13 protein-coding genes are annotated in these 12,920 nt (G+C 42.9%); 10 read left to right on the top strand and 3 right to left on the bottom strand.

Annotated elements, in window-relative coordinates; all coding sequences use genetic code 11:
* Positions 1-88: 88 nt before the first annotated feature.
* From JF50_RS04495 to JF50_RS04485, 3 genes are all read left to right on the top strand, one after another.
* Positions 89-595 carry a glycine cleavage system protein R gene (locus JF50_RS04495; protein ID WP_039608303.1) on the top strand — a complete coding sequence of 169 codons (507 nt, stop codon included), beginning with the start codon at positions 89-91 and terminating at the stop codon, positions 593-595.
* 165 nt (positions 596-760) lie between these two features.
* Positions 761-2,848 carry a polyphosphate kinase 1 gene (gene ppk1, locus JF50_RS04490; protein ID WP_039608302.1) on the top strand — a complete coding sequence of 696 codons (2,088 nt, stop codon included), beginning with the start codon at positions 761-763 and terminating at the stop codon, positions 2,846-2,848.
* 1 nt (position 2,849) lies between these two features.
* On the top strand, positions 2,850-4,337 hold the full coding sequence (locus JF50_RS04485; RefSeq protein WP_039608301.1) for a phosphatase: 1,488 nt from the start codon (positions 2,850-2,852) through the stop codon (positions 4,335-4,337).
* A 31-nt stretch (positions 4,338-4,368) separates the two neighbouring features.
* Here JF50_RS04485 and JF50_RS04480 read toward each other — a convergent pair whose 3' ends face one another.
* Positions 4,369-5,649 carry an EAL and HDOD domain-containing protein gene (locus JF50_RS04480; protein ID WP_039608300.1) on the bottom strand — a complete coding sequence of 427 codons (1,281 nt, stop codon included), beginning with the start codon at positions 5,647-5,649 and terminating at the stop codon, positions 4,369-4,371.
* Between the two features lie 117 nt (positions 5,650-5,766).
* A complete protein-coding gene (locus tag JF50_RS04475; RefSeq protein ID WP_039608299.1) occupies positions 5,767-6,603 on the bottom strand; it encodes a 23S rRNA (adenine(2030)-N(6))-methyltransferase RlmJ in 837 nt (278 codons plus the stop codon).
* A gap of 227 nt (positions 6,604-6,830) precedes the next feature.
* Here JF50_RS04475 and JF50_RS04470 point away from each other — a divergent pair, with 227 nt between their 5' ends.
* The 7 genes from JF50_RS04470 (at position 6,831) to JF50_RS04440 (ending at position 12,032) form a co-directional block, all read left to right on the top strand.
* On the top strand, positions 6,831-7,058 hold the full coding sequence (locus JF50_RS04470; protein ID WP_039608298.1) for a hypothetical protein: 228 nt from the start codon (positions 6,831-6,833) through the stop codon (positions 7,056-7,058).
* Positions 7,058-7,345: a cell division protein ZapA gene (locus JF50_RS04465; protein WP_039608297.1), complete on the top strand. Its 288-nt coding sequence runs from the start codon at positions 7,058-7,060 to the stop codon at positions 7,343-7,345. Before JF50_RS04470 ends, JF50_RS04465 begins: the two co-directional genes overlap by 1 nt.
* A 2-nt stretch (positions 7,346-7,347) precedes the next feature.
* On the top strand, positions 7,348-8,322 hold the full coding sequence (locus JF50_RS04460) for a hypothetical protein (protein WP_039608296.1): 975 nt from the start codon (positions 7,348-7,350) through the stop codon (positions 8,320-8,322).
* A 90-nt stretch (positions 8,323-8,412) separates the two neighbouring features.
* Complete coding sequence (locus JF50_RS04455) at positions 8,413-9,912, top strand: transglycosylase SLT domain-containing protein (protein ID WP_039608295.1); 1,500 nt, start codon at positions 8,413-8,415, stop codon at positions 9,910-9,912.
* Positions 9,913-9,960: 48 nt separating this feature from the next.
* Entirely contained in the window at positions 9,961-10,455 is a 495-nt protein-coding gene (locus JF50_RS04450) for an FKBP-type peptidyl-prolyl cis-trans isomerase (protein ID WP_039608294.1), read from the top strand.
* Positions 10,456-10,464: 9 nt separating this feature from the next.
* Complete coding sequence (locus tag JF50_RS04445) at positions 10,465-11,193, top strand: SDR family NAD(P)-dependent oxidoreductase (protein ID WP_039608293.1); 729 nt, start codon at positions 10,465-10,467, stop codon at positions 11,191-11,193.
* Entirely contained in the window at positions 11,193-12,032 is an 840-nt protein-coding gene (locus JF50_RS04440; protein WP_039608292.1) for an amidohydrolase family protein, read from the top strand. The genes JF50_RS04445 and JF50_RS04440 overlap by 1 nt, the downstream gene beginning before the upstream one ends.
* Here the strand turns inward: JF50_RS04440 and JF50_RS04435 are convergent.
* Positions 12,029-12,811, bottom strand: a complete 783-nt coding sequence (locus tag JF50_RS04435) for a YggN family protein (RefSeq protein ID WP_039608291.1) — start codon at positions 12,809-12,811, stop codon at positions 12,029-12,031. The two genes, JF50_RS04440 and JF50_RS04435, sit on opposite strands and share 4 nt — an antisense overlap.
* Positions 12,812-12,920: the final 109 nt, after the last annotated feature.

Here is a 12,920-nt window from a genome sequence, read left to right as displayed (position 1 = left end):
AAAATCCCCCACATTTACTAGGCTTAACAGGCGATAATTCGCTTTTCCACCACCGCCAAAAGGCATTTAATAATAAGAGACATGTGATATGAAGCAGTTAGTATTAACACTTTTAGGTAAGGACCGACCTGGTCTCGTTGAAGAAATATCTGCCACAATTTTACAGCACCATGGTAACTGGGCAACTAGTAATCTGAGCCATTTAGCTGGCCAATTTGCAGGTATAGTACTCGTTGAAGTGGCTGAAGAGCACTTGCAAACACTGCAAGATGCACTTCATGCGTTACCAGAACTTGAAGTCCGCATAGAGCACGGCGAACAAAGCAAGCCGGAGACTCAAATTGAAAAACTCAACTTGGTGATAACTGGCAATGATCGACCTGGTATAATCCAAGAACTTTCAACTGTGATCCGCCACAAAGGCGCCAATATCACTCATTTGAATTCTAGACAGCAAAGCGCACCTAATTGGGGATTACCCATATTCAGTGCTTTTGCCACCGTGAGCTTACCTCCCGGTATGGATAAAGAAAATGTCGTAGATGCACTAGAAGCAATCACCAGTGATCTGATTGTGGATGTTGAACCCGATTAACGTTTGATCCTAATTAAATTAATTCACTCAAAATATTCTACACTCTTATGGCAGCGAGGTTTTACCACTGCCATATTCCTTTTTCCCTCGGTTGTACCTGCTGTCATATAAGTGTCACATTCTGGACATACTCTAGAATAAGCTATCGTTACTATGGAATGTAAAATGCACGCACTATCTAGCGACCCTAAAGCCATTAGCTTTTTTGCCAAAGAGCTCAGTTGGCTCTCATTTAATGAGCGAGTTTTGCAAGAAGCTAAAGACAAAAATAACCCAATCATCGAACGTATAAGGTTCTTAGGCATTTTCTCTAACAACCTTGATGAGTTTTTTCGTGTCAGAGTGGCTGATGTCAAACGCCGGATATTGCTCAGTAACTTGCCCGATGCCAACTTCGACGAAAACGAAGCGTTACTGAATCAAATACAAAAAAAAGTATTGTCTTTAGGGAAAAAGTTTAATCATATCCATAATCAAATCTTTAATGACTTAAATGCGCATAACATTCACGTAAAGCAACCAGAAGCCTTGTCTGAGTTCCATAAACAGTGGTTACGAGATTATTTTAACGATCAGGTTTTACAGCATCTATCCCCCATTTTACTCTCAGAAAATAGGGACTATTCAGATCTGATCAACGATACCATGACCTACTTGTTTGTCGAAATGCGTAACGATAATGACAAACATCAGTACGCCCTACTTGAACTACCAACAGATAGGCTAGATCGGTTTGTTATTTTACCGCCAGAGAGAACACGCCGACAAAAAACGTTAATGCTGCTTGATGATGTCGTGAGATATCACCTGCGCGAAGTCTTCAGTAACTTCCTTTCGTTTGAACACATCGAAGGGTACGAGATAAAGCTAACTCGGGATGCTGAATATAACCTAGATGACGAGCTTGAAGAGGGCTTACTGGATAAAATGTCTAAAGGTCTAAAACAGCGCTTATATGCAGAGCCTGTGCGCCTCACCTACGATGAAGCCATGCCTGAAAGCATTATGAAAGTGATGAAAAAACGCTTAGGTGTGACGCACCAAGACGCCCTGATCCCAGGCGGAAGCTATCGTAACTTTAGAGATTTTATCGCCTTTCCAAATGTAGGCAGAGGGTATTTAGAAAACAAACCACTGCCCCCTTTAAAAAGCAGTGCGTTCGATAAACACGAGAGTGCCTTTAAAGCCATTTCTGAACAAGATATTTTACTCTACTATCCATACCACACGTTTAACCACATGTTGGAATACGTGCGCCAAGCAGCGTTTGATCCCAAAGTAACTCAGATCAAAATCAATATTTACCGAGTGGCCAGTCGCTCTCAGCTGATCGCGTCGCTTATCAATGCCGCCAAAAATGGCAAGAAAGTGACCGTTATGGTCGAGTTAAAAGCGCGCTTTGATGAACAAAACAATATCGAGTGGGCAAAAATGCTCAGTGAGTATGGCATCAAAGTCATGGTTGGCTTACCTGCACTGAAAGTACACAGCAAACTGTGTGTGATACACCGAAAAGAAAAAGGCCAAATTGTTAAATATGCACACGTAGGTACTGGTAATTTCCATGAAAAAACAGCGCGCATCTATACCGACTTTAGTTTATTCACCAAGCACTCAGAGATTTGCAATGAGTGTGACGATGTCTTTAAATTCATCGAAACCAGCTATCGACCATTTAACTTTCAACATTTAATGATATCTCCTCTCAATGCACGAGAAAAAATATACTCTCTCATTGAACAAGAAGTGGATAACGCGCGCGCAGGTAAAGCAGCACGTATCACAGTAAAAGTGAACAACTTGGTCGATAAGGAGCTAATCGAAAAGCTCTATAGTGCCGCTATGGCCGGTGTCAAAATTCGTATGATCATTCGTGGTATGTGCGCACTTGTTCCCGGCCTTGCAGGATTCAGTGACAATATTCGCGTGATCAGTATTGTCGATCGCTTTTTAGAGCATCCACGTGTCATGGTATTTGAAAATGGGGGGAAACCACAGGTCTATATTTCTTCTGCCGATTGGATGACCCGTAACCTAGATCACCGTGTCGAAGTGGGTGTACCTATTTATGATGAATCGTTGAAACAGTTGATCATTGATACATTAGAACTACAATTTCGAGATCGCGTAAAAGCGCGATTAATTGATAGTGAACAAAAAAATAACTATGTGAATCGCGGCAATAAGAAGAAGATCCGTTCTCAAATCGCCATCTATGATCACATTAAAAAATGGGAAAGCACTAGGACTTAACATGACAACATACCCATCTTTTGCAGCCGTTGATTTAGGCTCAAATAGTTTTCATCTTGTGGTTGCAAGGGAGGTAGATGGTCGATTACAAATACTACACAAAGAAAAGCAACGTGTTTATTTGGCCGCTGGGCTGGATCAAAATGATCACCTCAGTGATGAAGCCATTGCACGCGCTTTGCATGTGCTTTCTCAGTTTGCCGCCACACTGAACGGTTTTGAGAAAAAGAACGTCGAAGTTGCAGCAACCTATACATTGAGAAAGTGTCAAAATTTACACCACGTTTTAAAACAGGCCAAGGCTGTTTTTCCATATAAAATCAATGTCATTTCTGGACAAGAAGAAGCGCGTTTAATCTATCAAGGTGTCGCTAATTACATACACGGCGATCACAACCGCCTGGTGATAGACATCGGCGGAGGTAGTACAGAAATGATCATTGGTAAGCACCAATACCACAAGCTGCTCACTAGCCGTGATATTGGGTGCGTTACCATGAGCCAACGGTATTTTGCCGATGGAAAGCTCACTAACAAGCGTTTTCAAAAAGCCATTATCCATGCAGAGCAAAATATTGAAGCCATTACCGCTAACTATCAAAAAGCAGGCTGGCAAACCTGCTTGGGCACATCTGGCACCATTAAAACCCTCACCGCAATCAACGAAGAGTTATTTGCCAGCAAAACTCTGACATTAGCGTCATTACAACAGATCCGAAATCATTTTGTTGAAGCACAAACATTAGAGAGTATGGACCTCAAGGCGCTCCCACCGGAGCGCCAGGCGAGCATTGCTGGTGGGCTTGCTGTGCTAATCGGCGCTTTTAATCAGCTTAATATAACGGATATGACGTATTGTGACTTTTCACTGCGGGAAGGGTTATTACATGAATTAGCGCAAAATAACGAGTTTGATATTCGTGCCCGTACTATTTCCTCATTCGCAGAACAGTACGCCGTTGATACGCCACATGCCAACCATATATGTCAAACCCTTGCACAACTATTTAATGTAGCAAAAACAACATGGCAGCTTGAAGAACTTGATTTAGAGATCCTGCGCTGGGCTGCACAATTACACGAGGTAGGCATTGCAATCAATTCTTCAGGCATTCATAAACACAGTGCATATGTGGTGAGTAATAGTCAGCTCCCAGGCTTTACACAAGAACAACAGCAGTTGCTTGGGGCCTTGATCCGTTTTCATCGCAAAAAAATTAAAGCAGTCGATCTCAATGCACTGATTGAAGAAGAATCTCTTGGGCAATTTTCAAAATTACTCACGCTATTACGTTTAGCGATTTTGTTCCATCAAAAACGTCAAGAGAGCCAACTGCCTAAATATCGTTTTTCTGTCACCAGTAAAAATGTTGAACTCTCGTGTGAACGCATGTGGTTTGAACAGCATTCACTGTTTGCAGCAGACTTAGAACAGGAGCAAGCTTATTGGAAGAATCTCTCTTTGTCGCTCGACATAACAACCTACTAATGTCAGTGCACAAGGTCGACATGTAAGCTGGCTACTGCTCGACATCTTCCCTTGCTACAGCAAACATTTCATCTCCATATGCTCGGCTTTTTATAATTAAGTCAAAAAGTACTTGTATCTCTGACGCCGGGCGAATCGCATTTAAAATAAGTTCAGCTTCAGTTAGATTGTTTCGCTCCACTTCAATTGCCAAGCGAAGTGCACCGCCAATTAACCCTTTATAGCTTAATAATGCACTGCTTAAATCAGGGTCCAATGAAAACTCATCCACGACCACAGAGAGCTCCACATCTAAAATGGCATCAAGTACCGACATCAGACCAATTAAATAGCCCTGCTCTGCCATTTCATCACCACCTGGAGCCAAAAAAAGCTCCAAGAATTTGGCACGATTCAAGCCAAGCTTAGTCAATTCTGTCGGCTTATCTGCGCCCAATTCACTCAATGCCAGTACTTTAACAAACTGGCGAATGGCATCCTCACCAAGGTATATCACAGCCTGTGAAATTGAGCGGATCTCAATCCGATCTTCCCCTGCTTTGGCATTGGCCAGCCGGAGTACTCGAGCAGTTAAGCTTAAATCTTTCGATACACGATCTTGCACCTCTTTGAAGCAGAGGGACTTTTTCGCAGTACAACGCAATAAATCAAATACCGCAAGCTTAGAGGGTTCCACATTGCCATGATTGAGCATCTCAGGCTTGGCAAAGAAAAAACCTTGAAAATAATCAGCCCCTGCGGCGCGGATAAAATTAAATTGCTCTTGCGTTTCAATTCGCTCCACAACTATTTGCAAATGTGGATATTGACGTTTGAGCTTTTTCACCATCATGGTGGTTTTGATGATAGGGAGTTCAACTTCCAGCTTCACGAAGTCAACTAAATCTAAAAGAGGCTGCCAGCGTGGATCGCCATCATAATCATCTAGGGCAAAACGATAGCCCACATTTTGTAATTTACTGACTGTTGCAGTCAAACTCTCGATATCTTGTGAGCGCTCAACAATTTCCACTACAAGCCCCTGTGGGCTTAATAGCTTAGGAAGTTCTTGTATGAGTGTTTCATCTGAAAAATTAACAAATGCCAAAGCGCCCGCAGCGAGCCTATCTAAACCAATAAACAGTAAAGAATTAAAGAACAGACGCCCCGTTGCAAGCCCATCACTTACACCGCTTGGAAACACATTATTGTGTGAGTCACGATACAGTAATTCATAGGCATGTACTTGCAGTTCACTATTTAAAATAGCTTGGCGGGCGATATACTGAACGGCGTTTTTCTTTACCTTAGCAGTTTCACTACTCATTAACATCCTTCACTCTTGCACGCATTACTGGCATCCATAGCTTCAGCATATGAAATCTTCGCCAGTGGAGCAAATAAAATACAACCTGAACTTAGTTAAGATCAGGTTGGAACACAACTTTAATTATTCCGCAACCAACTCAACACTGCGGAAAAAGCCATCATCATCTGCAAGCTCTTTCACTAACTCTGGTAACACTGCATCCATGATATTTTTCAGGACATAAGGTGGATTAATCACGATCATGCCTGAAGCCGTCATACCACGTTCATCAGTATCTGCCGAAGTCGCTAACTCAAACAATTGAATGTTGCGCACACCAGATGCAATCAACTCAGCTTCCATTTGCTCAATACGATCTCTATCGACCACTGGGTACCAAATCATATAAGTCCCTGAGGTAAAGCTTTTATGCGCCTTTACAATGGTTTTTACCGCTTTTTGATAGTCTGATTTTATTTCATAAGGCGGGTCCATTAGCACCACGGCACGGCGTGATAAAGGCGGCACTAATCCTAATAACCCTTTAAATCCATCCTCCCCTTTGACCCGCAAAGAGCGCTTATGAGCAGTATTTTTTTGCAACAGAGGTAAATCTTGCGGATGGAGTTCAAAAAACCAGCCTTTATCCTGTTTACGCAGATATTGTTCAGCCACTTTTGGAGAGCCTGGATAAAAAGCCAACGCTTTATCATTGAAACTCTTTACCATGTCGATATAACGGAGGATCGCTTCATTTTCCCCCTCATAGTGCATCAGTCGGCCTATCCCCTGCTCAAACTCTTGCGTTTTTTGCGCATCGCTTGATGCTAACTCAAAGAAACCTGCGCCGGAGTGCGTATCTATATAGTCGAACGGCTTATCCTTACGCGTCATGTAAGAGAGCACTTCAGCTAAAACTAAGTGTTTGATAACGTCTGCTGGATTACCAGCATGAAAAGAATGTCTATAACTGAGCATAATGGCCTTTATTCACTGACGATAGTGGCTTTTTGCAAATTCGTCTCAATTCAAAACGGCCAAAATCCGACCACTTTCATGAATAACAAATGAACAAAATAAGAAGTTATCAGAATTATCTCTTAAAACGGCGCAAAAATCAGTATAAAGCTACGCAAATACTGGTAATAAAGCCCGCTTTGCTTTACATTTGCATGACAAAACACAGTGATAAGAGCGCATTTAAAATGAACGATATTCTTCCACAACTCGAACAACTGGTAGATCAACTGATTGGTAAGAATGAGCAGCTAGAGCAGCAAATTACCCTACTAAAAGAGCAAAATGGTAAATTAGTTGATGAAAACGAAACATTGCAGTTAGAACTACTGGAACGTGAAGAAAAGCAAAAAGAAACCAGCACAACGCTAAGCAGCTTACTGGATAAACTTCAGAGCGCTCATCAGGCGAGCTAATGACGGATAAAGTAAGCCAGGTGGCGGTTACCCTTCTCGGTAAAAGCCACCAGTTTTCATGTGCTGAAGGACAAGAGCAAGCACTCATTGATGCGGTAGAATTATTGAATTCTCGCGTTGATGAAATGAAACGTAGGGACACGGTTCGTACAGATCAAAACGCACTTTTGATGGCTGCTTTACACCTGTGTCATGATTTTCAGGCACTGGAAAAAGAACATCTAATGGCGACCAATAAAAGTACTCAACTGGTAGCACGTTTAGGCGAACACTTAGAGGCTAAATAATCATGCCAAATCAGATTGCGTTTGGCCTCTTTTTCGCGCTGGTGCTCTCCCCCATCTATGCGCAAGCTGCAAACTGGCATCAAGTCGATAAACACACTGTGCTCATTGAGCCGGCCAAAGAAGCACGTTACCTCCTTCCCAATCAAGCCATTATCCAAGGTAATGAGTGCGCAGCCTTAATAGACAGTCACGGAGACTTCGTTGCCCTTGAATTATTAGTCGCGCAAATACGTTCAAAACTCACCGTGCCTGTGTGCTATATCGTCGCCACAAACTTAGACCCCAAGCAGCTATCTGGTATCGCGTTACTCAAAAGCGCTTTTCCAAATGCAACCATTTACACTCCAACAAATAGCACATCTATAACAAACTCGATAAGTAATTCGATAAAACAGGAGTTGGAACAAAAGCTTGAAGGGTTTGAGCAAAGCCTTTTGCTGAGCCAACAGCGTATTTCTAAAGTCCCCAAGTCCGAGCAGTTAGCTTGGCACGCAAAGTTACAACAAGCCAAGCAACGCTTGAGCCGCTGGCATAAAATATCTCCGCCGACAGTTACCCCAGTGCCGAAAGCCATTACTCTTGATTTAGGTCGTTACTCACTATCGGTCACGCCCATTGAAGGCTATAAAGGTGCTGCACTATATGTTTATAGCCATAGCAACCAAGCCCTTTTTGGTGGCCATACAACAAATACCTTGCCATATGTTGCCCAATCCGACAGTCAGGGCTGGCAAAGAACTTTGCATACTCTTGAGCACTCCCAAAAAATAAAGTGGGTACTTCCTGGATTTGGTAAACCCTATAAAAGCGAAAAACTCCGTCTACCCACTCAGTTTTTATCGCTATTAAATTCAACATACAGCTTGCAGGAAGTTGATCAATTACGGCAGCAATATCAACAAAGTGGCTTTTCAAAAAATCAATTTGATGCCCACTTTGAGCAAGCCACAAAGCAAAAAAAACACACTAGCTTTTGAACAAATAACCACCAGAAGGTATAGTACGACACATGAGCTATGCTAATTTATCTGTTGATCACCCATCGTGTTTTCCAGTATTAAGCGCCTATGATCCGTAAAAACACTTATATACAGCTTTGTTGCTGCATCATTTTTTTAAGCATATTAGGATGTAAGCAAACACCTATTCAACGTGCTTCGCTTCAGGATGTATTGCAAGACCTATTAACGACAAAAGAGCCTGAACCTGTAGTTAAAACTGTGCCGCAGCGCGCGGTGCAAGAACAAGCGCCACCAAAGCCTTATCGCTCACCAGACATATGGCAGCACATTGCCCAGAATCTTCGCTTTGAACAAACGCCGCATCAACGCGTCAAAACCAGAGTCGAGTGGTATTTATCACAGCCAGAATATCTGCTTACCGTAAACCAGCGTGCTAAACCGTATCTGTATCATATTGTCAAAAAAATAGAGCAACGCGGACTGCCTCTAGATCTTGCGCTGTTACCTTTCGTAGAAAGTGATTTTCGCCCTCAAGCTGTTTCCAAGCAAAGCGCCGTAGGCATATGGCAGTTGGTAGATGCAACCGCCTACCATTTTGGCTTACAAAGCAATGACTGGTACGATGGTCGACGTGATGTACTCGCATCCACAGATGCCGCACTTTCGTATTTAGCATATTTACACAAAACATTTGACGGTAACTGGCTACATGCAATCGCAGCCTATAATACCGGTGAAGGCCGTGTCAAAGCCGCAATCAAGCGTAATCGCAGTGCGGGAAAAAGCACACATTATTGGCATCTAAAACTCCCAAAAGAAACCGCAGATTACATCCCCAAACTGCTGGCATTAAGTTACTTATTGAAGCACCCAGAAACAGGATTTAAACGACCAGAACTTGCCAATCAAGCTTCCACCACGATTTTAGATGTTGGACAAGCATTTAACTTTGGCGTCTTGTCACAACTGCTTAATATCGATAAACAACAATTGCATCACTTGAACAGCGGTTATCTGCGGCATCAAACGCCAGAACAAGGTCCTTACAAAGTGTTAGTACCACTCACGGATCAAGCGTTAATGCAAAGCCCATTTTACCGCGAGCAATTTAGCAAAAGCTATCAAGTCAAACTCAATGACACCTTATATGGTATTGCACGCCAGTTTGGGACCTCAGTAAAAGCAATAAAGCAATTGAATAATAAACAAAACAACTTGATACGGGTTGGTGAGACGCTACTAATTAATCAGGCGAATATTAACCGCTCTCTCACTGTAAATTATCAGATAAGCCCCTACTTAGAACAGCTTGCAACCCCTAAACAATCGACTATAGAGCACCATCACACGATTATCGCAGGGGACTCTTTGTGGGATTTAAGCCAGCACTATCAAGTACCTTTGAAAGACTTACTCGATTGGAACAACTTACAATCAGCAAGTATTCTATCTCCCGGTAAAGTACTCATTTTACATTTACCTACAAAAGTTAAAGCACAACCAAAGCATCAAGTGACGACACCAAGCTATCTCGATGTTCTTGAGGAGGCAATCCAACTGAAAGAAGTCCCGAGCCCCGCTGAACCTAGCTTGCCCCCAGACTAGGCCCTAGCGTAGAATATAAGACCACATTCAAGAGACAGAAGAATACATATGCAAATTACAAAAGATTCAGCGGTAGAATTTCATTACACGCTAACAGAAGGTTCAGAGCAAATTGAATCGAGCAAAAATGGTGAGCCGCTTAACTACTTGCATGGCCAAGAGGGCATGCTTCCTGGTCTTGAAGAAGCCCTAGATGGAAAATCTGCCGGCGACAAATTTTCCGTTACACTAGAACCAAAAGACAGCTATGGTGAATACCAAGAAGGTTTAATTCAGCGTATTCCAATCAAGCACCTGCAAGGCTTAGGTAACAACAAAGTTTGGAAACCTGGCATGACAGCCATCGTTGAATCAAACCAAGGGCGTCATCAAGTAAGCATCGTAAAAGTCGGTCGCTTTAATGCAGATTGTGACTTAAATCACCCTTTTGCTGGCAAGACACTGACCTTTGATGTTGAAGTAATTAATGTGAGAGCAGCGACAGCCGAAGAGCTATCCCATGGCCATGTGCACGGCGCAGGCGGCTGTGGTCACGACCACTAAGGAAAATATATGCAACCTGTTGCCATCATTACTGGTGGCAGCTTTGGCATTGGCAAAGCCATTGTCGACAAGCTGCTAAATCAAAACTACCGAGTATTTAACCTCGATATTGTGCATAGCGACCTCGGTGAATACCGTCAGTGCGACGTAAGCCAAGTGGAGCAAGTTAAACAGACCATCTACAGTATTGTCGAAGACACTGGTCGCGTAGATGCTTTAATATCAAATGCAGGCAAACACCTCAGTGCGACTATTGAAAACACCGATGAAGCAACGTTAGACGCATTATTCGCGCTCAATGTAAAAGGGGCGTATGCAGCCATACAAGCAGTCCTACCAGCGATGAAAACACAACGCGATGGTAAGATAGTGCTGATCTCTTCAGACCAAGCGCATGTAGGGAAACCGAACTCTTTTGCCTATAATCTCAGTAAACATGCACTGGCCTCGATGGCAAAAACCACCGCTCTAGATTATGCCCAGTATAATATACGCGCCAATGCGGTCTGTCCGGGCACAATCGAAACGCCGCTGTTCCACAATGCAATTGACAGGTATTGTGCACAAAGCGGTGCCGACAAAACAGCAGTGGTGGCCGAAGAAGCCGCTCTACAGCCGCTGGGCAGATTAGGTCAACCTAATGAAATTGCCGCGCTGGTGGCATTTTTACTCAGTGATGATGCTGCGTTTATTACTGGTAGTTTGCAAACCATAGACGGTGGTTATACGGCACGCTAATGAAGATTATCGACCCACATTTGCATTTTTTTGATCTCGACAAAGGTAATTACAGCTGGTTAAAGCACAACCCTCCAGCTTGGCGTAACTTGAGTGAGATCCAACAAAACCATTTGCCATGTGCATTGCAAGGTGATGCAACTTTTCAAGTTGCAGCTTGCGTGCATATCGAAGCAGGGTTCGATAATATTCATCCAAGCAAAGAACTACAATGGTTAGCGAATATCGTACCTCCATTGCCTTATAAAGCCGTCGCTTATGCCCAAATAGACAGTCCACACGAACAGTTTCGCAATGCGCTAGAAAAACTCCAACACCCCAGTCTAATTGCCATTAGGGATATCACCGAAGGTGATGATGCCCAGCGACTACTGTCCCAGTATACCAAGCAAAACCTCCATTATTTAGCAGAGCAAAATATACATTTTGAAGCGCAATTTGAAGTACACAACAACGATGTCTGTCGCCATATGTATGAGATTTACAGCGAACGACCAGAAGCCATTTTAGTGATTAATCATGCGGGGTTCATGACTGAAAACCATGCATGGCAAGAGAATATTGAATTGCTTTCGCAATTAAAAAACTGCCACATCAAGTTTTCAGGGCACGAACTGTTAGATGCACCTATGGTACCTCGCTATCAACTTCAAGCGCTATTAACCTACTTTGGCCCAGAGCGAGTGATGCTGGCATCTAACCACCCGGTTTGTCTCATCCATCGTGATTACCAGGCACAGTGGCAGCACTATTATGAGCTTATTCAACATGTTGATAGCAGTGTATGGCAAAAGCTTAGCTTTGAAAACGCCAAGCGTGTGTATAAACTAGCTGTTTAAGAACGGATCTGTACTAGATCAAATGCAGCTAAGCTTGGCACAATCACTTGTAAGCGTTTTTCAGTTTCATCCAGAGTATTCAAGCACTCGCAATATTCGTTTGCCTTGACTTCTAGCTGCGCGGCTTTTTGTTGTAGGGATTTGTCAATTTCTTTAGAAATGATCTCCATGCGTTGCCCCATGTCAGAAAAGCGACTTTCTATATTACCCTCTCTCGATTTAAATGCATCGCCAACCGACACAAGGATCGCGCCAAGAGAACCGTGCACCGCAGAGTGGATTTTACCGCTTATCTCTTTGGTAAAAAAATCATCAATTTTAGACAGCGATTGCGGCGCAATATAATAAAAATCTTCGCCACGCTTAAACTTATCCATAAGCGCACGCTCCACATATTGCAGCTGCGTTTTTAGGACTTCAGGGTTACTATCAGACATACCTTCCACCACTTGCTCTATGGCGCTAAGCCCCAAGTTGACCCCATCCGTTGCTAAATTAACGAGCTCAGGTACCGTATCTCGGATCCCTTTTGCATACTCTTGCAGAACTTGAGTTTCTTGCTCATTAAGCTGAACCCACATACCGCGCACCAATAGCTGGTTATCATTATTAATTTGTACTCGGGTTTGACCGTTATCAAGTATGCGGATCACAGAATCAGTGATGATTAAACCATGCCCTAACTCCACATCACATTTATCATCAGCATGCACAAAACTCGACGCACTGAGTAACAGTGACAAGAACACAGATTTAGTGCTAGATATAGACAACTTCATACTACCCCCATACGTAATAGCATGAGGGTAGCAAATTTTATTTTTCAACCAAACTTATTTTTAACCCAAGCGAGATAAGCTGCATACATTTCAGATGTACAACACCCTC

It is taken from the genome of Pseudoalteromonas luteoviolacea (assembly GCF_000814765.1).
GTDB lineage: Bacteria > Pseudomonadota > Gammaproteobacteria > Enterobacterales > Alteromonadaceae > Pseudoalteromonas > Pseudoalteromonas luteoviolacea_H.
The sequence above is the reverse complement of the archived record's forward strand: the minus strand, read 5'-3'. Positions and strand labels throughout refer to the sequence as shown.

What these genes read in the sequence shown, in the direction of transcription:
- JF50_RS04435 (WP_039608291.1), bottom strand. Translation starts at nt 12,811, where the DNA reads ATGAAGTTGTCTATATCTAGCACTAAATCTGTGTTCTTGTCACTGTTA.
- ppk1 (WP_039608302.1), top strand. Translation starts at nt 761, where the DNA reads ATGCACGCACTATCTAGCGACCCTAAAGCCATTAGCTTTTTTGCCAAA.
- JF50_RS04480 (WP_039608300.1), bottom strand. Translation starts at nt 5,649, where the DNA reads ATGTTAATGAGTAGTGAAACTGCTAAGGTAAAGAAAAACGCCGTTCAG.
- JF50_RS04475 (WP_039608299.1), bottom strand. Translation starts at nt 6,603, where the DNA reads ATGCTCAGTTATAGACATTCTTTTCATGCTGGTAATCCAGCAGACGTT.
- JF50_RS04445 (WP_039608293.1), top strand. Translation starts at nt 10,465, where the DNA reads ATGCAACCTGTTGCCATCATTACTGGTGGCAGCTTTGGCATTGGCAAA.
- JF50_RS04485 (WP_039608301.1), top strand. Translation starts at nt 2,850, where the DNA reads ATGACAACATACCCATCTTTTGCAGCCGTTGATTTAGGCTCAAATAGT.
- JF50_RS04450 (WP_039608294.1), top strand. Translation starts at nt 9,961, where the DNA reads ATGCAAATTACAAAAGATTCAGCGGTAGAATTTCATTACACGCTAACA.
- JF50_RS04440 (WP_039608292.1), top strand. Translation starts at nt 11,193, where the DNA reads ATGAAGATTATCGACCCACATTTGCATTTTTTTGATCTCGACAAAGGT.
- JF50_RS04465 (WP_039608297.1), top strand. Translation starts at nt 7,058, where the DNA reads ATGACGGATAAAGTAAGCCAGGTGGCGGTTACCCTTCTCGGTAAAAGC.
- JF50_RS04460 (WP_039608296.1), top strand. Translation starts at nt 7,348, where the DNA reads ATGCCAAATCAGATTGCGTTTGGCCTCTTTTTCGCGCTGGTGCTCTCC.
- JF50_RS04470 (WP_039608298.1), top strand. Translation starts at nt 6,831, where the DNA reads ATGAACGATATTCTTCCACAACTCGAACAACTGGTAGATCAACTGATT.
- JF50_RS04455 (WP_039608295.1), top strand. Translation starts at nt 8,413, where the DNA reads ATGATCCGTAAAAACACTTATATACAGCTTTGTTGCTGCATCATTTTT.
- JF50_RS04495 (WP_039608303.1), top strand. Translation starts at nt 89, where the DNA reads ATGAAGCAGTTAGTATTAACACTTTTAGGTAAGGACCGACCTGGTCTC.